This window comes from Ralstonia sp. AU12-08, assembly GCF_000442475.1.
In the GTDB taxonomy this organism is placed as follows: domain Bacteria; phylum Pseudomonadota; class Gammaproteobacteria; order Burkholderiales; family Burkholderiaceae; genus Ralstonia; species Ralstonia insidiosa.
In genome coordinates, this window is record NZ_ASZV01000018.1 from 39,808 (window position 1) to 59,976 (window position 20,169).

The window sequence follows — 20,169 nt, forward strand, 5'->3', positions numbered from 1 at the left end:
CTCTGTCGGGCCGTCTGCCGTGTTGTGGTGAAGCTGCCTTAGTTCATTTCAGAACGCCTGCCTCAAACAGGCGCTGCCGGGTTTCCATATCGATACCGAGCGAAGCCAGCACGGCATCGGTATCGGCACCGAGCGCAGGTGGCGCATTGCGATACGTGGCCGGCGTGCGCGACAGCTTGATCGGCGAGCCCGTGCCACGGTAATCGCCCAGCTCGACCACCATCTGCCGATGCAGGGTGTGCGGATGGCGCGCCACCACGTCGACGCTCAGCACCGGCCCGCACGGCACACCACCCTGGATCAGGTCTTGCGCGAGCGTCTCGCAATCGAAGCGCGCCAGTTGTGCCTCCAGCGCCTGCTTGAGCTCCGGGCGATGCGCGCAACGGCTGCGGTTGTCGGCAAAGCGAGCATCTTCCACCAACTCGGGCACACCGATGTGCGCGCATAGCTTGGCGAACTGACGGTCGTTGCCCACCGCCAGAAAGATCGGCGTGGTGCCGGTCTGATAGCTGTCGTACGGCGTGATGTTCGGGTGTGCATTGCCACTGCGCTGCGGCACCTTGCCCGAGCCAAAGTAGTTGGGCAGATGCGGATGCAGTAGCGACACGCCGCAGTCGTACAGCGCAATGTCGATGGATTGGCCGCGCCCGCTTTTCTCGCGCTCCGCCAGCGCCAGCAGGATGCCGGCCAGCGCGTTGAGCCCCGTCACCATGTCGACGATCGGCAGGCCGACACGCATCGGTCCACCCTCGCGCTCGCCATTGACGCTCATGAGGCCGGCCATAGCCTGGATGGCGGCGTCGTAACCGGGCAGCCCGCCCAACGGGCCATCGGGGCCGAAGCCGGAGACGGCGCAGTGGATCAGGCGCGGAAAGCGCGGCTGCAGATCGCGCTCGAAATCCATGCCCCAGCGCGCCAGCGTGCCGGGCTTGAAGTTCTCGACCAGCACATCGGCGTCTTCCAGCAGTTGCCAGAGCACCGCGCGGCCTTCGTCGCACGACAGGTCGACCGAGATGCCGAGCTTGTTGCGATTGACGCCGTTGAAGTACCAGGCGGTGTCGCTCTCATCGAACGGCGGGCCCCAGGTGCGGGTCTCGTCGCCGACGGGGGGTTCGAGCTTGATGACCTGTGCGCCGTGATCGGCCAGGGCCTGCGTGCAATACGGGCCGCCGAGCACGCGGCTCAGGTCGATGACTTTCAGGCCGTGCAGTGCGCCATTGACCGCGCTCATTGCGCATCTCCGGCCGGCAGCGCCTGCATGGCCAGCGCGAGCGAAACCTCACGCTGCTTGACGAGCGCCTCGAACAGCGGAGCATCGTCGCTCTCGGGCAAGGCCAGCGGATCGACAGGCAGCAGCTTGTGCCGCAACACCAGATGCGCAAGCGCCAGACGCCGATGATCCGGCGCCAGACGCACGCCTTCCACCGCCATGAAGATCGCCGTGGTGATGTGGTACAGCGCTGAACCGGCTTGACGCACAAGTTCGTCGCTGCCCTCTTCGGCCACCTTGGCGATGGTGCGGCAGACGCGGTCGAGCGTGGCACGCAGCAGCACATCGCTCTGCGCCGGCAGCGTAGCGCCATCGAGCAGCTCCAGCAGGTATGCACGCAGCGGCTCCAGCGCGCCTTCACGCTTCACGGCGCGAGCGATGTCGAGTGCGACGATATTGCTCGTGCCTTCCCAGATCGAGCCGAGATGCGAATCACGCACGAGGCGCGCATCGCTCCATTCTTCGATGTAGCCGGTGCCGCCACGCACCTCCATCGCATCGCCAGTCACGCGGCGGGCATCGCGGCAAGCGCGGAACTTGATCAGTGGCGTCAGGATGCGCACGCACTTGGCAGCCTGTTCGTCGCCGGCATCGGCCAGCGGCAGCAGCTGCGCGATCTGCATGAACATCGAGCGTGCCTGCTCGGTCGGCAGCAGCATCTTCAGGAGCTGACGCTGCATCAACGGCATGTCGATCAGCTTGCGGCCGAAGGCTTCACGGTTGCGCGCAATGTGCAGAGCCTCGGTGGTGGCGCGGCGCATCAGGCCAGCGGCACGTACACCGTTCGACAGGCGTGACATGTTGATCATGTCGGCCATCTGGTGGAAACCACGGCCGATCTCGCCGATCAGGTGGGCGGTGGCGCCTTCGAGGGTGATCTCACCACTGGCCATGGAGCGGGTGCCGAGCTTGTCTTTCAGGCGGATGATCCGGTAGTTGTTGCGTGCGCCATCCGGCAGCGTCTTGGGCAGCAGGAACAACGCCAGGCCGTTGATACCCGACGGCGCACCGTCCGGACGGGCCAACACCATGGCGAGGTCCGCATCGGCGTTGGAGCAGAACCACTTGTCGCCGTATAGGCGCCAGGTTTGTGTGCCGTCGGGTGCGGTTTCCAGCGCGGCGCGCGTGGCGATGCGAGCGACGTCCGAGCCGGCGGCCTGCTCGGTCATGAACATCGCGCCCTGGTACAGCACATCAAAGTCGCGCGAAGCCAGCATCGGTAGATAGCGCGCCACCAGTGCCGGATCGCCAAACTTGCGCAGCGTGCGCGTAAGCGAATCCGTCATGCTGACGGGGCAGCACAGGCCAAATTCGGCCTGCACGAACAGATACGTGAGCGCGTATTTGACCAGCGGCGGCGGCGCGCTGCCGACATGGCTCATCGATGCAAGACCGAGTTCCGCATACGCCACACGTTCCAGCGCGACGTAATCGGGGTGCTTATCGATGCTCTGCAGCGCCTCGCCGCGGCGCGTACGGTGGCGTAGTTGCGGCGGGTTGTGGTCGGCACTGGTGGCCCAGGCATCGAGCTCGTCCGAAGCGCGCAGGCCCAGCGACTTGAGCTGCGGCTCCAGCTCACGGTATTGCGCGTCACCCAGGTACAGCCGCAGCAGGCGTCCGAGATCCAGATCGACATGGAAGAAGTTGATGCCCCGGCTGTCGGGGATGTTCTGGTGGCCAACGGGCTGGCCAATGATTGGTTCGCGGGCGATGTCGTTCATGCGGGTGGCCTCGCTGTCTCCTGTGTTGTCCGGCCAGCATAGGAACACCATCGATAATCGTCCAATACAGGTTTTGTCCTGTACGATAAACAATCCTTATCGTTGAACGAACCCGCCATGGACCTCAAGCAGCTGCGCTATTTCGTTGCCGTGGCGGAAGAACTGCACTTCGGGCGTGCGGCACAGCGGCTGTTCATCTCGCAGCCGGCGCTGAGCTTCGATATCCGCAAGTTCGAGGAGCAATTGGGCGTGCAACTGCTCGCGCGCACCAACAAGAGCGTGGCGCTTACCAACGCCGGCCAGGTGCTGCTGGACGAGGCCCGCAAGCTGCTGCAGCAAGCGGCCGAGGTCGAGCGCATCACGCAGCGCTCCGCGCATGGGCTGGCTGGGCGGCTGCGCGTGGGCTTCGTCAATTCCATGCTGTATCGCGGCCTGCCCCGTGCGGTGGAACGTTTCGAGGCCGATCACCCGGCGGTGGAGATCATCCTGCGCGAGATGAATACCGGCGAGCAGGTCCAGGCCATCCAGCGCCAGCAGATCGACCTGGGCTGTGCGTACTGGGGCACCTTCCCTGCCGAAGTCGTTTCCACGCCGATCTTCTCCGAACCCTTTGTCGCGTGCCTGCCCGTCGGCCACACGCTAGCTCGCCGCAAGAGCCTGGCACTGGATGCGCTGGCACAGGAGCCGTTCATCCTCTTCCCACGCACGGTGTCACCGCACTATCACGACCTGATCATCGCGTTGTGCGTGGATGCCGGTTTCAGCCCGGTGATCCGCCACGAGGCGCGGCTCTGGCAGACCGTGGTGACGATGGTGGGGTTCGGGATGGGCGTGGCGCTGGTGCCCAAGACACTGCAGCACGCAGGCGATGCGCGCGTCAGCTTCGTGCCGCTGGCAGGCGACAAAAAAGAATCGCCCGTGCTGTCATTGCGACGCACGGGCGATGCAGAGCCGGTGGCGAGCCGCTTTCTCGAATACCTGGAAGCGGCCGCGCGGGAGAACGTGAACCCCTGAACGCTCAGGGCTGGCTGGTCAGCTTGAACTTGGTCAGGCAGACATGCTTGGTCAGCTTCTCCTTGCCGATCACCACGGCATCGGTCTTGCCATAGGGGTCACCAGTCTGCACATCCTCCTCATCCGTGTAGCTGCCCTTCACGTACTTGGTATCGCACTGGTCGTACTTGTTGCAGACCTGGAGCTTGGTGCAGATGGTCTGGCCATCGCGCTCGTAGATGTAATACGTGGCGCCGGAGTATGGCGGGCGCGGATAGTTTTCGGTACGGACGGTAGTATCAGCGGCGTGGATGGCGCCAGATGCGAGCGCAAGCGTGAGCGCTGCGAATGCCTTGTACATGGATGAGTCCCTTTCCTGGTTGGGCGATGCGTGCGAGACGCATTGTGCTGGAGTTTCCCGCCCAGCCGTTCAGGCCATCACCGATGATCTTGACGTCGTCGTCGGCCTTGTTCGTGACGATGATCTCTGGGATGAGCATCCACCGCCCTACTGGCTCCGCGGCGGCAAGATCGCACTGCCCGAGCCTGGCATGGGCCGCATGTGCGGCATCATGTTGGTGTTCAGGTGATACATCACCCAGAGCGAACCGCTGAGCGTGATGACCACCAGCACCAGCGTGAACATCAGCGACAGCATGTTCCAGCCGCCCTCCGACTTGGCGTTCATGTGCAGGAAGTAAATCATGTGCACCACGATCTGCACCGCGCCAATCAACAGGATCGCCACCGCCGTGGTCGACGACTTGTCGAACACGTTGCCCATCACCAGCCAGAACGGAATCGCCGTCAGGAAGACGGACAGAACGAAACCCGTCAGGTAGCCACCCAGTGTGGCATGCGGCCCGACCTCTTCTTCGTGATGCTCGTGGTGATGACCGTGGCCATCGCCGTGTCCGCTGATCGTTTGGTCGTGCGCGCTCATGGCAGCGTTCCCATCAGGTAGACGAAGGTAAAGACACCGATCCAGACGACGTCCAGAAAGTGCCAGAACATCGACAGGCACATCAGCCGCCGCTTGTTGGCCGTAATCAACCCGTGCTGCGACACCTGCAGCATCAGCACGATCAGCCAGATCAGGCCAAACGTCACGTGCAACCCGTGCGTACCGACCAGCGAGAAGAACGATGTCAGGAAGGCGCTGCGCTGCGGCCCTGCCCCCTCGTGGATCAGGTGTGCGAATTCGTAGAGTTCCACTGCCAGGAACGCGGCACCGAAGAGCCAGGTGATGGCCAGCCAGAGCTGCATGGGCCGGACCTTGTTCTGCTGCATCTGCAGCATTGCAAAGCCATACGTGATCGACGATAGCAGCAGGAACGACGTGTTCAGCGCCACGAGCGGCAGCTCGAACAGCTCCGCCCCGGTCGGCCCGCCCGCGTATTCGCGGCCCAACACGCCATAAGCGGCGAACAGGCACGCGAATATCAAGCAATCACTCATCAGGTAGATCCAGAACCCAAGCAGCGTGCCGTTGGGCACGTGATGCTCTCCGGTGACGTGGAACTGGTAGCCGCCGGGCGGGACCACATCCGCCCCGGCGGTACTGTTCGCATGCAAGGGTACGGTCGTATCAGCCATGGCTTGCCATCAGTTGGGTACGTGATGCTTCAGTCCGGACCACATCTTCCGCCGGGATGTAGTAGTCGCGTTTGTAGTTGAAGGTGTGGATGATGGCCGAGAAAATCGTGGCCGCGAACGATGCAATGGCCAGCCACCAGATGTGCCAGATCAACGCAAAGCCGCACAGCGTGGACAGCCCCGCCAGCAGGATGCCCGCCGCCGTGTTCTTCGGCATGTGGATCGGGACGAAGCCCTCTTGTGGACGCTTGTAGCCGTACTGCTTCATCTGCCACCAGGCATCGGAGTCATGCACGAGTGGCGTGAGCGCGAAGTTGTACTGCGGCGGCGGCGACGAGGTCGACCACTCAAGCGTACGGCCGTTCCATGGGTCACCGGTCGTATCACGCAGTTCTTCGCGGCGCAGGAAGCTCACCACCAGTTGGATCAGGAAGCAGGCAATGCCAATGGCAATCAGCAGCGCGCCGAATGCAGCAAGCTGGAACCAGATCTGCAATGACGGATCGTCGAAATGGCTCATCCGACGGGTCACGCCGCGCATGCCCAGCCAGTACAGCGGCATGAACGCAAAGTAGAAACCGATGAACCAGAACCAGAACGAGGCCTTACCCCACGACGACACCAGCCGGTAGCCGAACGCTTTGGGGAACCAGTACGAAATGCCCGCCATAAGCCCAAACAGCACACCGCCGATGATCACGTTGTGAAAGTGGGCGATCAAGAACAGGCTGTTGTGCAGCGAGAAATCGGCCGGCGGCACCGCCAGCAGCACACCGGTCATGCCGCCAATGGCGAAGGTGACCATGAACCCGATGGTCCACAGCATCGGCGGCTCGAAGCGGATCTTGCCGTGGTACATCGTGAACAGCCAGTTGAAGATCTTGGCGCCGGTCGGGATCGAGATGATCATCGTTGTGATCCCGAAGAACGAGTTGACGCTCGCACCCGACCCCATCGTGAAGAAGTGGTGCAGCCAGACCAGATACGACAGCACCGTAATCACGACCGTCGCGTAGACCATCGACGCGTAGCCGAACAGGCGCTTGCGCGAATACGTGGCCACCACTTCCGAGAACACGCCAAACACCGGCAGAACCAAGATGTAGACCTCGGGGTGGCCCCAGATCCAGATCAGGTTCACGTACATCATCGCGCTGCCGCCCTGGTCGATCGTAAAGAAATTGGTGCCGGCATAACGGTCCAGGGCCAGCAACGTGAGCGCGGCCGTCAGCACCGGAAAGGCAGCGACGATCAGCGTGTTGGTGCACAGCGCCGTCCAGGTGAAGATCGGCATACGCATCAGCGTCATGCCCGGCGCACGCATCTTGACGATGGTCACCAGCAGGTTGATGCCCGATAGCACGGTGCCAACCCCGGCCACCTGCAATGCCCAGATGTAGTAATCGACCCCAACGTCGGGGCTCGCCAGGATGCCCGACAGCGGCGGATACGCCAGCCAGCCAGTGCGCGCGAACTCGCCCACGAACAACGACATCATCACCAGGATGGCGCCGCCCGTGGTCATCCAGAAGCTGAAGTTGTTGAGGAACGGGAACGCCACGTCGCGCGCGCCGATCTGCAGCGGCATGACGAAGTTCATCAGGCCGGTCACCAGCGGCATGGCCACGAAGAAGATCATGATCACGCCGTGCGCAGTGAAGATCTGGTCGTAGTGATGCGGTGGCAGGAAACCAGTGCTATCGCCAAACGCGACCGCCTGCTGCATCCTCATCATGATGGCGTCGGCAAAGCCGCGCAGCAGCATCACGATGCCCAGCACGATGTACATGATGCCGATCTTCTTGTGATCGATGCTGGTGAACCACTCACGCCACAGGTAGCCCCAAACGCGGTAGTAGGTCAGCAGCCCCACCACTGCGAGGCCGCCAATCGCAACCACCGCGAAGGTGGCCAGCAGGATCGGCTCGTGGTACGGAATGGCCTCCCACGACAGGCGGCCAAAGATCAGATTGGCGAGTTCGGAACGCTCGGGCATGGTTGTCACCTGGGCCTGGTTTGATCAATCGTGGCCGATCAACATTGGCGAAAAGCGTCAAAGGGGCGCAGGGTCGTGCGCTACTGCAACAGCCGTCGGTTGTCGTTGCTGGCGACATCCGGCGCAAAGATTGGCATGGCATCGGCCGTGTTGCTCGCGGTGCAGATTTCCGCCGTCGGATCGAACCGGTCACTACCGCGATTACTGTTGCGCACGCCGTCACGATTGCGCGCCATGACCTTCGGCTGGCACGTCTGGGCATCTACACAACGGGTCAGGATGAGGTCGTAGAGGTTCGGTGCCACGCTGGCATAGCGTTGTACCGGTTCGCTTTCGCTGGGCTGGGCCAGCTTCTGGTAGGTGTCCTTCGACAACTGCGTGCCAGACGACTTGACCTGCTGGACCCACCGATCGAAATCCTCGTTGGACAAGCCATGGAACTTGAACCGCATGTGCGAGAAGCCCGCGCCGCTGTAGTTGGATGAGAATCCGTCGTAGACGCCCGGCTGGTTGATGACCGCATGCAGCTTGGTTTCCATGCCCGGCATGGCATAGACCATGCCCGCCAGCGAAGGCACGAAGAACGCATTCATGACCGAGGTGGCCGTAATCTTGAACGCGATCGGCCGATCCACCGGCGCAGCCAGTTCATTGACGGTGGCGATGCCCTGCTCGGGATAGAGGAACAGCCACTTCCAGTCCAGCGCCACCACTTCCACGATGAGCGGCTTGCTCTCCACAGCGACCGGGCGATGTTGATCAAGCCGCGTCAGCGGCCGGTACGGATCGAGCTGGTGGGTGCTAACCCAGGTGATGGCGCCCAGTGTGATGATGATCAACAGCGGCGCGGCCCAGATCGCCAGTTCCAGCACCGTGGAATGGTCCCACTCCGGGTTGTAGGGCGCGTCTTTGGCGCCCTCCCGGTATCGCCATGCAAACAGCAGCGTGAGAAAGATCACGGGCACGATGATCAACAGCATCAGGCACGTGGCGATGATGATCAGGTCCCGCTGTCGCAACGCCATGTCGCCAGCGGGCGACAACAGCACCGCATTGCTACATCCCGCAAGGATCGCCAATGAGGCGATTGCGGCACTTCGCAAAAGCGATCTTCCCGTAACGCTGAGGAGTGTCACCGCTGCATCGAAGCGTGGCATGGTCTCGGAAGTGGCGTCTGGTTAACGTCGCGCTGGGAGACGCCCAGCGATCTTTCGATTTGCTGTTGCAGTTTAGGCGCTATTCTTGGACTTGTGCTTGCCGAGTTTGTGTTCAGTACGACACCTACCCTTCGATGGAGACTCCACGATGGCCAGTCTGACCCACCAGCATCGCGCCTCTCCCACTGCGCCGCCCGCCCCTGGGCACCATGAAGTGGCACCTGCCGAGATCGCCACAGGCGTGGTGATCGGGCGAGCGTCGGAGTACTTCGACTTCTTCGTCTACGGCATCGCCTCGGTGCTCGTCTTCCCGACGGTCTACTTTCCGTTCACTGGCGAACTGGCTGGGCTGCTGTTCAGCTTCACGATCTTTTCGTTTGCCTTTATCGGGCGCCCGTTCGGCACGGCGCTGTTCATGCGTATCCAGCGCCGGTGGGGGCGCGGCATCAAGCTGACCGCGTCGTTGTTTCTACTGGGCACCGCCACGGTGGGCATCGCGTTCCTACCGCCGTACGCGTCGATTGGTCATTCGGCAATTTATCTGCTGGCGCTGTTTCGCTTCATGCAGGGCATCGCGTTTGGCGGTTCGTGGGATGGCCTGCCTTCACTGCTCGCACTGAACGCGCCCGAGAACAAGCGCGGCTGGTACGCCATGCTGGGGCAACTGGGCGCGCCAACCGGCTTCATCATCGCGGGAGCGTTGTTCCTGTTCCTCTACTCCAGCCTGACCTTCCAGGAATTCATCGACTGGGGCTGGCGCTATCCGTTCTACGTGGCGTTTGCCATCAACGTCGTGGCACTGTTTGCACGGCTGCGGCTGGTGGTGACGCACGAATACACGCAGCTGCTCGAAGAAGGCGAACTAGAGCCGATCAGCACCTTGCAGATGGTGAACGCGCAGGGTTTCAACATCTTCCTGGGGGCCTTCGCGGCGCTGGCCAGTTATGCGCTATTCCACCTGGTGACGGTGTTCCCGCTGTCTTGGGTGGTCCTGCGCAAAACACAGAGTGTGTCCGCCGTCCTGGCGGTGCAGATTGTCGGCGCTGTGATCGCACTCATCGGCACGCTGATCTCCGGCTTGATTGCGGACCGCATCGGCCGGCGCACCACGCTGGCGACCATGGCCGTGCTGATCGGCATCTTCAGCTTGGCCACGCCCTGGCTGCTCGACGGCGGTGTCGCGGGACAGGACACCTTCATCCTGGTGGGTTTTGGTCTGCTGGGGCTGTCGTACGGCCAGGCGGCCGGGATCGTGACATCGAACTTCGAGCGTAGGTTCCGCTATACCGGTGCTGCCCTGACCACGGACTTCGGCTGGCTGTTTGGCGCGGCATTCGCGCCGCTGGTGGCGCTAGGGCTATCGTCGCTGTTTGGCCTTGCGGCGGTCAGCCTGTATTTGCTGTCAGGCGTGGCGGGTACGTTGATTGCCCTGCGGATCAACCAGGCGCTGGGCACGCCTGATGCGTGAGCCTTTCCCGCCAGGCGAACCCCGCTGGGCTAGGTGAAGCGCCAAAAAAAACGCCGCAGACATACAGCCCGCGGCGTTTTTCATGCCACTACGACGGAAACAACCCGCCGTAGCCCGACAACCCGATTACATCTGCACGGTGTCGGCGACTTCCTTGAAGTCTTCGATCTGATCGAAGTTCATGTACTGGTAGATCTTGTCGCCGTTGGCGGTGAGCACGCCCATATCGGCCATGTACTCTTCCTTGGTCGGGATCTTGCCCAGACGCGAGCAGATCGCCGCCAGTTCCGCCGAGCCCAGATACACGTTCGTGTTCTTGCCCAGACGGTTCGGGAAGTTGCGGGTTGACGTCGACATGACCGTCGCGCCTTCGCGCACCTGAGCCTGGTTACCCATGCACAGCGAGCAGCCCGGCATTTCGGTGCGCGCACCGGCCGTGCCGAACACGCCGTAGTGGCCTTCTTCGGTCAGTTGCTTCTGGTCCATCTTGGTCGGCGGGGCCACCCACAGCTTGACCGGAATGTCGCGCTTGCCTTCCAGCAGCTTCGACGCGGCACGGAAGTGGCCGATGTTGGTCATGCACGAGCCGATGAACACTTCGTCGATCTTCGCGCCTGCGACGTCCGACAGCGTCTTCACGTCGTCCGGGTCGTTCGGGCATGCGACGATCGGCTCATGGATGTCGGCCAGGTCGATCTCGATGACGGCGGCGTATTCGGCGTCGGCATCCGGTTGCAGCAGTTGCGGATCGGCCAGCCAGGCTTCCATCGCCTTGATGCGGCGTTGCAGGCTGCGGGCGTCCTGGTAACCCTGCGCGATCATCCACTTGAGCAGCGTGATGTTGCTGTTCAGGTACTCGATGATCGGTTCCTTGTTCAGGTGCACCGTGCAACCGGCAGCCGAACGCTCAGCGGAGGCATCCGACAGTTCGAACGCTTGCTCGACCTTCAGGTCAGGCAGGCCTTCGATTTCGAGGATGCGGCCCGAGAAGATGTTCTTCTTGCCTTGCTTGGCGACCGTCAGCATGTCTTGCTTGATCGCGTACAGCGGGATCGCGTTGACCAGGTCACGCAGCGTGACGCCCGGCTGCATCTTGCCCTTGAAGCGGACCAGCACCGATTCCGGCATGTCCAGCGGCATCGTGCCGGTGGCGGCCGCGAATGCGACCAGGCCCGAACCTGCCGGGAAGCTGATACCGATCGGGAAGCGCGTGTGTGAGTCGCCGCCGGTGCCGACGGTGTCGGGCAGCAGCATGCGGTTCAGCCACGAGTGGATCACGCCGTCGCCCGGACGCAGCGCAATACCGCCGCGCGTGCTGATGAAGTTCGGCAGCGTCTGGTGCGTCTTCACGTCGACCGGCTTCGGATACGCGGCGGTGTGGCAGAACGACTGCATCACGAGGTCGGCCGAGAAGCCGAGGCACGCGAGGTCCTTCAGCTCGTCGCGGGTCATCGGGCCGGTGGTGTCTTGCGAGCCGACCGAGGTCATCTTCGGTTCGCAGTACGTGCCCGGGCGCACGCCCTGGCCTTCCGGCAGACCGCATGCGCGGCCGACCATCTTCTGCGCGAGCGAGAAACCCTTGCCGCTGTCGGCCGGCTGGTGCGGCAGGCGGAACAGCGTCGACGGCGCGAGGCCGAGCGCTTCACGTGCCTTCGCGGTCAGGCCGCGGCCGATGATCAGCGGAATGCGGCCGCCGGCGCGCACTTCGTCAAACAGCACGTCGGACTTGACCTGGAATTCAGCGATCACGGCGCCGTTCTTCAGCGCCTTGCCTTCGTACGGGCGCAGCTCAACCACGTCGCCCATTTCCATTTGCGACACGTCGAGCTCGATCGGCAGTGCGCCGGCATCTTCCATCGTGTTGTAGAAGATCGGGGCAATCTTGCCGCCCAGGCACACGCCGCCAAAGCGCTTGTTCGGCACGAACGGAATGTCTTCGCCCGTGAACCACAGCACCGAGTTGGTGGCCGACTTGCGCGAGGAGCCGGTGCCAACCACGTCGCCCACGTAGGCGACCAGGTGGCCCTTTTCCTTCAGCGATTCGATGAACTTGACCGGACCGCGCTTGCCGTCTTCTTCCGGCGTGATGCCGGGGCGCGCGTTCTTCAGCATCGCCAGTGCGTGCATCGGGATGTCCGGGCGGGTGGTGGCGTCCGGCGCCGGCGACAGGTCGTCGGTGTTGGTTTCGCCCGTCACCTTGAACACGGTGATGGTCAGGCTTTGCGGCACTTCCGGGCGGCTCGTGAACCATTCGGCATCGGCCCAGCTCTGCAGCACGGCCTTCGCGTGCACGTTGCCCTTGTCGGCGAGTTCCTTGACGTCGTGGAACTGGTCGAACATCAGCAGGGTTTTCTTCAGCGCGTCAGCGGCCGTGGCGGCGACGGCTTCATCCGACAGCAGCTCGATCAGCGGCTGGATGTTGTAGCCGCCCAGCATCGTGCCGAGCAGCTCAGTGGCGTGCGCACGCGAAATCAGCGCGCAGGCGGTCTCGCCCTTGGCCACGGCAGCCAGGAAGCCGGCCTTCACGCGGGCGGCTTCGTCCACGCCTGCGGGCACACGGTGGGTAATCAGGTCGACCAGGGTCTGCTCTTCGCCTGCGGGCGGGTTGGTCAGCAGTTCGACCAGTTCGGCGGTCTGTTGAGCCGTCAGCGGCAACGGGGGAATACCGAGCGCGGCGCGAGCGGCCACGTGAGCGCGATAGTTTTCAAGCATGGGGAGACCTGCTGGGATTGCGTTTCAGAGGACGGTTTTTCCGGCACGCCGAGTGCTACCCCGGGCGCCGCTTCGGCGCGATTCTAATCGCAACACTCGGCGAGGTCAAATGTCTTATATCTTATATAAGAGTGAGAAGGCAAAATGACCGCGTTCAGGGCTGATTCGCCGGCTCGGCCAGTGCCCTGCCCCTAGGCCGCACGACGTTCGCATTTGGCAAGCGGCTTGTCTGGGCTTATCTGGATACCGCAGCGGATTCGGCGCACGTGACGTGAACAGCGGCGAGAATGCCCTCAGGGATCTCTCGCAATTCGTACGCAGTACCGGCGGAAATTCAGGCAACTCGGGCGCAAAACCGGCAAAACCCCACAGGATTCTTGCCGGCCAGAGAACTTACTGGCCCGATGGATAAGGGAATGCTGGTGCGAGGGAGGGGACTCGAACCCCTACACCATTGCTGGCGTCAGGACCTAAACCTGGTGCGTCTACCAATTTCGCCACCCTCGCTGGATGGATCGCGGCGCCCGTTGATGGGGCGCCGGAAAGGAAGCCCGCGATTATATCGCAGTCATTCGTAGGTTTCCATCCCCGCCCCGACATGATTGGCCGGGGCGGCTTTCGGATGGATGCGAACCTCAGGCAGTCGGCGCGGGCGCGTCGGCTTCGGGCCGCTTGACGCGGAACCACGCCGCATACAGTGCCGGCAGGAACAGCAGCGTCAGCACCGTGGCGACGATCAGGCCACCCATGATAGCCGCCGCCATCGGCCCCCAGAACACGCTGCGTGAGAGCGGGATCATCGCCAGCACCGCCGCTGCCGCCGTCAGGATGATCGGGCGGAAACGCCGCACAGCAGCCTCGACGATGGCTGTCCAGGTGGGCACGCCGGCCGCCACATCCTGCTCGATCTGGTCCACCAGAATGACCGAGTTGCGGATGATCATGCCGATGAGCGCGGTGATCCCGAGTTGCGCCACGAAGCCCATCGGCGCACGCAGTAGCAACAGCGTCGCCGCTGCACCGATCAACCCGAGCGGACCGGTCAGGAACACCATCACCGAGCGCGAGAAGCTGTGCAGTTGAAGCATCAACAGCAGGAAGATGATGAAGATGCACAGCGGCATCTGCGCGGCAATCGACGCACCTGCGTTGGCGCTCTCTTCTTCCGCGCCGGCGATCTTGATCTGGTAGTCGGGCGGCAAGTCCGCACGGATCTTGTCGAGCAGCGGGTTGATCTGCGCGGTCACGGTCGGGCCCTGCACGCCATCGACCACGTCGGACTGCACGGTGATGCCGTAGTCGCGGTTCTCGCGCCAGATCACGCCCGGCTCCCACGCAAAGCCCACGCGCGCCACCTGCGTGAGCGGCACGGTGCGGCCGCTGGCGGTCGGTACCTGCGCGCGTTGTAGTGCGTCGAGCGTGTTGCGCTCGTCTTCCTGCGGGCGCATGACGATATCGAGCAGCTTGTCGCCATCACGGTATTGGGCGATCGGCGCACCCGACATCACCGTCTGCGTGACCTGCGAGATCGAACCCGTCGACACGCCCAGCACGCGTGCCTTGTCCTGGTCGATGTCCAGGCGCAGCACCTTGACGTTCTCGTTCCAGTTGTCGTTCACGCCCACGGTGTTCGGGTTGGCGACCATGATCGCCTTGACCTGATCGGCAATCTTGCGCACGCCGCCCATGTCCGGGCCCATCACGCGGAACTGCACCGGATACTGCACGGGCGGGCCATTGGGCAGCAGCTTCACGCGACCGCGCAGGTGCGGGAATTGTGATTTGAGCAAGCCGATGACGTGCTGCCGCACACCGGCACGCGCCTCCAGTGACGTCGGCATGATGATGGCTTGCGCCACGTTGGTCTGCGGCAGGATCTGGTCCAGCGGCAGGTAGAAGCGCGGCGCGCCGGAGCCGATGAACAGCGTCACGCTGTCGACGTTCTGCTCCTTGCGCATCAGCGTTTCAAAACGCTTGGCCTCAGCCTCGGTCTGGCTGAAGCTGGAGCCTTCCGGCAACCACAGTTCCACCATCAACTCGGGGCGGCTGGAATCGGGGAAGAACTGCTTCTCGATGAACTTGAAGCCAAACACACCCAGCCCGAACGTCACCAACGTCACGACGATCACCGTCTTGCGGTATTCCACGCACCAGTTCACCCAGCCGCGGAAGCGGTTGTAGAACGGCGTATCGAACAGCTCATGGTGGCCGCCGTCGCCCACGTGCGACTTGGTGCGCAACAGCAGAAAGCCGAGGTACGGCACAAACACCACCGCCGCAAACCACGACAGCACCAGCGCCAGCGCCGTCACCGCAAAGATGCCGAAGGTGTACTCACCCACCGTCGAACGCGCCAGCCCCACCGGCAGGAAGCCCGTGGCGGTGATGAGTGTGCCGGTCAGCATCGGCATGGCCGTGGAGCTATACGCAAAGGTGGCGGCTTCCATCTTGGAGAAGCCCTCTTCCAGCTTGCGCACCATCATCTCGACCGCGATGATCGCGTCGTCCACCAGCAGGCCCAGCGCAATGATCAGCGCGCCGAGCGATATCTTGTGCAGGCCGATGTCGAAGATGTTCATGAACAGGAACGTCACCGCCAGAACCAGCGGGATCGTCAGGCCCACCACCAACCCCGGCCATACGTCGATGCGCAGCTTCGGCTTGGTGTGCAACCCCAGCGAGAGGAAGCTCACGCCCAGCACAATCACCACGGCCTCGATCAGCACGTGCACAAATTCGCCCACCGAGTTCTGCACCGATTTCGGCTGGTTCTGCACCTGCTCCATCTCAATGCCCATCGGCAGCTTCGCGCGGATCTTGTCGACCGTGGCGCGCAGGTCCTTGCCCAGCTGGATGATGTCGCCACCCTTGGTCATCGAAATGCCCAGGCCGATGACTTCCTTGCCGTTGAAGCGCATCTTGGCGTGCGGCGGGTCGATGTAGCCGTGCTTGACGGTGGCGATGTCGCCCAGGCGGATGTTGGTCGTGCCGCCGGGGCCGCGCAGCGTGAGGTTCTCCAGATCACGAATGTCTGAGAACTGGCCGGACAGCCGAATCTGCACGTTGTCGGTCGGCGTCACCAATACGCCGCTGGGGCCGATGTTGTTCTGCTGGCCAATCTGCGTGGCGATGCTGTTGATGTCCAGCCCCATCTGCGCCAGCTTGGCTTGCTGGAATTCGATGTAGATCTTCTCGTCCTGATCGCCCAGCGTTTCCACCTTGGCGACGTTGGGCACGCGCAGCAGTTGCTGGCGGATCGAATCGGCGTAATCGTTGAGCTGGCGATAGGTAAAGCCATCGGCGGACAGCGCGTAGATCGAGCCGTACACATCGCCGAAGTCGTCATTGAAGTACGGCCCGCGCACACCTTGGGGCAGCGTGGGCGCGATGTCTCCCACCTTCTTGCGCACCGTGTACCAGAGCTGCTTCGTCTCCTTGGCGGGCGACGTATCGGCCAACTGGAACGTGACCAGCGTTTCGCCTGGCTTGGAATAGCTGCGGATCTTCCAGGCGTACGGCACTTCCTGCAGCGCCTTCTCGATCTTGTCGGTCACCTGGCGCGACATCTGCTCGGCCGTGGCGCCGGGCCAGAAGGCCTGCACCACCATCGCGCGGAAGGTGAAGGGCGGGTCTTCATCCTGCCCCAGTTTGGAATACGCAAAGATGCCGCCGAGCAACAGCGCCACCAGCAGAAAACGCGTGAGCGGTTGATGCTCAAGCGCCCAGCGTGACAGGTTGAAACGGGAATGTTCCATGCGCGCGAAGTTTGGCGTGTTGGGGCGAAAGCCGACTTAGCGGCGCGGCGTGATGGCGGACTGGGCCGACGGCTGATCCGCCGGGGCCATCGGCATCACCTTCTGGCCAGGCTTGAGCAGGTGCACGCCGGCGGTCACGATGGTCTGGCCGGGTGTCAGGCCGCTGGTGACGAGCAGCACGTTGTCGCGCGGCTCACCCACCGTCACCGGCACGGGCTTGACCGTTTGCGATGCGGCGTCATACAGCCACACCACGTTCTTGCCCTGCTCCTGCAGCAGCGCGCTGATCGGCACGCGCACCCCCATGCCGCCACTGTCCGCACCACCCGATGTGCCAACTGCAGGGCGCACGAACCTGGCCACTGCCGTCATGCCCAGCTTCAGTTCGGGCGGCGGGTTCGGTACCGAAATCTTCACGGTGTACGTACGCGTGAGCGGGTCGGCCGCTGGCGCAATCTCACGCACCTTGCCCGGAATGCTGCGCGACTGGTCTGCCCACAGCTTGACGCTCACGTCGGGCGATTTGCGCAGTGTGTCCACCTGGTCTTCGGGAATGCCAACCACAACCTCTTTCTCGGCCGTCTGCGCCACGCGCACGACCGGCTGACCGGCAGACACCACTTGCCCGACTTCGGCGTCGACGCCCGTCACTACGCCATCTGCATCGGCTTCGAGCGTGGCATAGGCGGCTTGGTTGGACTGATTGCGATAGCCGGCAGCGGCCTGCTCGTAGCGAGCCTGCGCGCCGTCGTAGTTGGCTTGATGACGTTGCTGCTCAGCCGCGCTGATGAAGCCCTTGGCAAAGAGCTCAGAAAAACGTTTGAGATCGGCCGCAGCCAGATCGCGGTCAGTCTTGGCGGCCGACAACTGGGCCTGGGCCGACTGCTGCGCCAACGCCAGATCGGCAGGGTCCAGGCGAGCCAGCACTTGCCCTTTCTTGACCGTAGCCCCCACGTCGACCAGCCGCGCGACGATCTTGCCCGGCACGCGGAAGCCCAGGCGCGATTCAATGCGCGGGCGCACATCGCCGGAGAATTCTGCGGTGCCGGCGCCCTGCTCGCTGGTGACCGTCAGGGTGCGTACGGGGCGGACTTCTGGCGCCTTGGGCTGTTCTTTGCTGCAGCCAGCCAACAGCACTGCGCCAGTCAGCAAGACCGTTGATATGGCCAGAGACCAAGAGCGCCCTCGCGACAGCGCAAGCGTGTCGGAGGAACCGGTGGAGTCGGAATGCAGGTACGACGGATACATCGCAGGCACGGCGGGCATGACACGCTCTCAGTAAATAACTGACCGGTCAGTAATATACCCACGGCAATGCGCAGGGTCAACGACACGGCGTGGTCTGATTGACTTTTATTGCTGACCGCTTGGCAGCGGCCTCTCGCATGCTGCACTGCAGCGCCATGTAGAATGGCCGCCCAGCTTATCTTCCGACATCACGTCCACCGCGACGGCCTCTCCCGTGACCCCCGACGACTACTGCGCCGACAAGGCCGCCCCGCCCGGCAGCGATGTGTACTACAGCGTATTGTTTCTGACGCCCGAGCGCCGCCGCGCGACCATCGCGCTGGAAGCCGTGCGCCGTGAACTGGAAGATGCCGTGCGTGATGCGACCGACCCGGCCGTCGTGCAAACAAAGCTGCAATGGTGGCGCCTGGAGTTGGCCCGACTATTCGAAGGACGCCCCGAACACCCCGCCACCAAGGCGCTGCAACCGCACCTGTCAGCCTATGACATTGGCGCAGTGCACCTGGGCGAACTGCTGGCAGGCGTAGAGGCCGACGCCATGCAGAACCGCTACCTGGACTGGCCCAACCTGCGTCGCCATGGCGATCAGGTAGCCGGTGTGGCGGGCCGACTGGCTGCACGCATCGCCGGCCACACGCATGCGCGCACGCTGGAATTCGCACGGCTGCTGTCGCTGGCCGAGCAGTTGGTCCACTTCATTCGCAACCTGGGGGAAGACGTGCGCCACAACCGCGTCTACGTTCCCGTGGACGAACTGCAGCGCTTCAACGTACCGGCGGCCGACCTGTTCAACCGCCGCTATGCAGAGGGCTTCAAGCCGCTGATGGCGTTCCAGGCCGAGCGTGCCCGCACGACCTACAAGGAAGCCCTGGCCGCATTGCCCGCTGAAGACCGCCGCGCCCAGCGCTCAGCGCTGATCCGCGGCGTGCTGGCCATGCGGCTGCTCGATGAGGTGGAGGCGGACGGCTTCCAGGTGCTCACGCAGCGCACCGACCTCACGCCGCTGCGCAAGCTATGGCTGGCCTGGAAGACACAAATCCGCGGCTGATCAGGCCTTGATGAGGTCGAGCGGGGCGAACCGCCCGGCAAGCACGGACTGGGAATCCATTCCCCACCAGCGCTCCAGCACCGTCGCGTAAAGCGAGCGGAAATCGACCGATGGATCGAGATTGCCGCCGCCATCCAGCCGCTCCAGCATCGGCCCCTGCCCGGCCAGTCCACCCTTCACACGACCGCCTGCCACGAAATGCGCAGCGGCGGTGCCATGGTCCGTGCCATTGTTCAGGTTCTCACGTGGGCGGCGACCGAACTCGGAATACGTCACGATCAGCGTGTCGTTCCAGCGCCCCAATTCCGTGAGCGCGCTCTTGAGCGAGGCAATGCCATCGCCCAACTGTTTCAGCAGATTCGCCTGCGTGCCCTGCTGGTTCGTATGCGTATCAAAGCTGCCCAGCGACAGGCACACCACGGCCACATCGGCCCCGCCATGTCCGGGCGCGGCCACCACCTGCATCGCCGCCTTGATCGAGTTGCCGAAGCCGCCATCCGGGAAGTGCGTCTGGAACGCAAACTTGCCCGCCTTCGGACGCAGCCCGTCGGCCGCTTTGACGATATCCGCCTCGACTTTCAGCACGTGCTCAAGCGTGGCATTGCCCATGGCGTGAGACGGCATCGCCAGCTTCGCGTCGTTGAGGAACGCGTCCGGATTGGCCAGCGCCACCGCCCGGGAGCCGCCATCGAGCGGGCCAAGATCCGCAGTGCCAATGATCACACCGTCCGCACCGAACGAAGCCGGCACCGGCCGTGCAGCAAACGCGCGCGTCAACCAGCCTTCTCGCAGGTATTGATCCGAGCGCGACGCCGTATCCCAGATCTCGATCGAGCGAAAATGCGAAAGATTCGGCTGCGGATACGACAGCCCCTGCACCACCGACAGCTCACCCGCCTGCCACAGCGGCATCATCCCCTGCAAAGACGGGTGCAGGCCGTAGCGGTCATCGAGTTGCAGCACCTGCTCGCGCTTGATGGCGATACGCGGGCGCAGCGCGTAGTACTGCGCACTGGTGTACGGCACGACAGTGTTCAAGCCGTCGTTGCCGCCCTTGAGCTCAATGAGAATCAGCAGATTGCCGTAGCCCTTGCGCCCGCCCTGATCCCGCTGCCCCTGCGCAAAGACAACGCCAGGGATGCCAGATGCGGCGCCACCAAGGCCGAGCATGGCGCCAGCCTTCAGAAAATCGCGACGTTCCATGA

The 20,169-nt window shown here is 63.4% G+C and carries 14 protein-coding genes and 1 tRNA gene; 3 read left to right on the forward strand and 12 right to left on the reverse strand.

The window, feature by feature from the left end:
* Positions 1-43: 43 nt before the first annotated feature.
* Positions 44-1,231, reverse strand: a complete 1,188-nt coding sequence (locus C404_RS40990; protein WP_021194587.1) for a CaiB/BaiF CoA transferase family protein — start codon at positions 1,229-1,231, stop codon at positions 44-46.
* Positions 1,228-2,991 (reverse strand): acyl-CoA dehydrogenase family protein, encoded by a 1,764-nt coding sequence (locus tag C404_RS40995; RefSeq protein WP_021194588.1) that lies wholly within the window; start codon positions 2,989-2,991, stop codon positions 1,228-1,230. Before C404_RS40995 ends, C404_RS40990 begins: the two co-directional genes overlap by 4 nt.
* A 117-nt stretch (positions 2,992-3,108) precedes the next feature.
* On the opposite strand from C404_RS40995, the gene C404_RS41000 reads away from it, so the two are divergent.
* Entirely contained in the window at positions 3,109-4,005 is an 897-nt protein-coding gene (locus C404_RS41000; RefSeq protein WP_021194589.1) for a LysR family transcriptional regulator, read from the forward strand.
* A 4-nt stretch (positions 4,006-4,009) separates the two neighbouring features.
* Here the strand turns inward: C404_RS41000 and C404_RS41005 are convergent, their stop codons facing one another.
* The 5 genes from C404_RS41005 to cyoA all read right to left on the reverse strand — a co-directional run bounded on the left by C404_RS41005 (position 4,010) and on the right by cyoA (position 8,733).
* Complete coding sequence (locus C404_RS41005; protein ID WP_021194590.1) at positions 4,010-4,345, reverse strand: hypothetical protein; 336 nt, start codon at positions 4,343-4,345, stop codon at positions 4,010-4,012.
* Between the two features lie 147 nt (positions 4,346-4,492).
* The gene (gene cyoD / locus C404_RS41010) at positions 4,493-4,927 is read right to left on the reverse strand and encodes a cytochrome o ubiquinol oxidase subunit IV (RefSeq protein ID WP_021194591.1); all 435 of its coding nucleotides are present in this window, start codon (positions 4,925-4,927) and stop codon (positions 4,493-4,495) included.
* Entirely contained in the window at positions 4,924-5,580 is a 657-nt protein-coding gene (cyoC, locus tag C404_RS41015) for a cytochrome o ubiquinol oxidase subunit III (protein WP_021194592.1), read from the reverse strand. The genes cyoD and cyoC overlap by 4 nt, the downstream gene beginning before the upstream one ends.
* Positions 5,573-7,576, reverse strand: coding sequence for a cytochrome o ubiquinol oxidase subunit I (cyoB, locus tag C404_RS41020; protein WP_021194593.1), 2,004 nt, complete (start codon positions 7,574-7,576; stop codon positions 5,573-5,575). The genes cyoC and cyoB overlap by 8 nt, the downstream gene beginning before the upstream one ends.
* A gap of 80 nt (positions 7,577-7,656) precedes the next feature.
* Positions 7,657-8,733, reverse strand: coding sequence for a ubiquinol oxidase subunit II (cyoA, locus tag C404_RS41025; RefSeq protein WP_031329277.1), 1,077 nt, complete (start codon positions 8,731-8,733; stop codon positions 7,657-7,659).
* 148 nt (positions 8,734-8,881) lie between these two features.
* Here cyoA and C404_RS41030 point away from each other — a divergent pair, with 148 nt between their 5' ends.
* Positions 8,882-10,201, forward strand: coding sequence for an MFS transporter (locus C404_RS41030; protein ID WP_021194595.1), 1,320 nt, complete (start codon positions 8,882-8,884; stop codon positions 10,199-10,201).
* A gap of 126 nt (positions 10,202-10,327) precedes the next feature.
* Here the strand turns inward: C404_RS41030 and acnB are convergent, their stop codons facing one another.
* From acnB to C404_RS41050, 4 genes are all read right to left on the reverse strand, one after another.
* Entirely contained in the window at positions 10,328-12,913 is a 2,586-nt protein-coding gene (acnB, locus tag C404_RS41035; protein WP_021194596.1) for a bifunctional aconitate hydratase 2/2-methylisocitrate dehydratase, read from the reverse strand.
* 420 nt (positions 12,914-13,333) lie between these two features.
* A tRNA-Leu gene (locus C404_RS41040) sits at positions 13,334-13,420 on the reverse strand.
* Positions 13,421-13,548: 128 nt separating this feature from the next.
* Entirely contained in the window at positions 13,549-16,668 is a 3,120-nt protein-coding gene (locus C404_RS41045; protein WP_021194597.1) for an efflux RND transporter permease subunit, read from the reverse strand.
* Positions 16,669-16,704: 36 nt separating this feature from the next.
* Positions 16,705-17,934, reverse strand: coding sequence for an efflux RND transporter periplasmic adaptor subunit (locus C404_RS41050; RefSeq protein WP_021194598.1), 1,230 nt, complete (start codon positions 17,932-17,934; stop codon positions 16,705-16,707).
* A 196-nt stretch (positions 17,935-18,130) separates the two neighbouring features.
* On the opposite strand from C404_RS41050, the gene hpnD reads away from it, so the two are divergent.
* Complete coding sequence (gene hpnD, locus C404_RS41055; RefSeq protein ID WP_021194599.1) at positions 18,131-18,964, forward strand: presqualene diphosphate synthase HpnD; 834 nt, start codon at positions 18,131-18,133, stop codon at positions 18,962-18,964.
* Here the strand turns inward: hpnD and C404_RS41060 are convergent, their stop codons facing one another.
* On the reverse strand, positions 18,965-20,167 hold the full coding sequence (locus C404_RS41060) for a DUF1501 domain-containing protein (protein ID WP_021194600.1): 1,203 nt from the start codon (positions 20,165-20,167) through the stop codon (positions 18,965-18,967).
* Between the last annotated feature and the right edge of the window lie 2 nt (positions 20,168-20,169).

What these genes read in the sequence shown, in the direction of transcription:
- C404_RS40990 (WP_021194587.1), bottom strand. Translation starts at nt 1,231, where the DNA reads ATGAGCGCGGTCAATGGCGCACTGCACGGCCTGAAAGTCATCGACCTG.
- C404_RS40995 (WP_021194588.1), bottom strand. Translation starts at nt 2,991, where the DNA reads ATGAACGACATCGCCCGCGAACCAATCATTGGCCAGCCCGTTGGCCAC.
- C404_RS41000 (WP_021194589.1), top strand. Translation starts at nt 3,109, where the DNA reads ATGGACCTCAAGCAGCTGCGCTATTTCGTTGCCGTGGCGGAAGAACTG.
- C404_RS41005 (WP_021194590.1), bottom strand. Translation starts at nt 4,345, where the DNA reads ATGTACAAGGCATTCGCAGCGCTCACGCTTGCGCTCGCATCTGGCGCC.
- cyoD (WP_021194591.1), bottom strand. Translation starts at nt 4,927, where the DNA reads ATGAGCGCGCACGACCAAACGATCAGCGGACACGGCGATGGCCACGGT.
- cyoC (WP_021194592.1), bottom strand. Translation starts at nt 5,580, where the DNA reads ATGGCTGATACGACCGTACCCTTGCATGCGAACAGTACCGCCGGGGCG.
- cyoB (WP_021194593.1), bottom strand. Translation starts at nt 7,576, where the DNA reads ATGCCCGAGCGTTCCGAACTCGCCAATCTGATCTTTGGCCGCCTGTCG.
- cyoA (WP_031329277.1), bottom strand. Translation starts at nt 8,733, where the DNA reads ATGCCACGCTTCGATGCAGCGGTGACACTCCTCAGCGTTACGGGAAGA.
- C404_RS41030 (WP_021194595.1), top strand. Translation starts at nt 8,882, where the DNA reads ATGGCCAGTCTGACCCACCAGCATCGCGCCTCTCCCACTGCGCCGCCC.
- acnB (WP_021194596.1), bottom strand. Translation starts at nt 12,913, where the DNA reads ATGCTTGAAAACTATCGCGCTCACGTGGCCGCTCGCGCCGCGCTCGGT.
- C404_RS41045 (WP_021194597.1), bottom strand. Translation starts at nt 16,668, where the DNA reads ATGGAACATTCCCGTTTCAACCTGTCACGCTGGGCGCTTGAGCATCAA.
- C404_RS41050 (WP_021194598.1), bottom strand. Translation starts at nt 17,934, where the DNA reads ATGCCCGCCGTGCCTGCGATGTATCCGTCGTACCTGCATTCCGACTCC.
- C404_RS41060 (WP_021194600.1), bottom strand. Translation starts at nt 20,167, where the DNA reads ATGGAACGTCGCGATTTTCTGAAGGCTGGCGCCATGCTCGGCCTTGGT.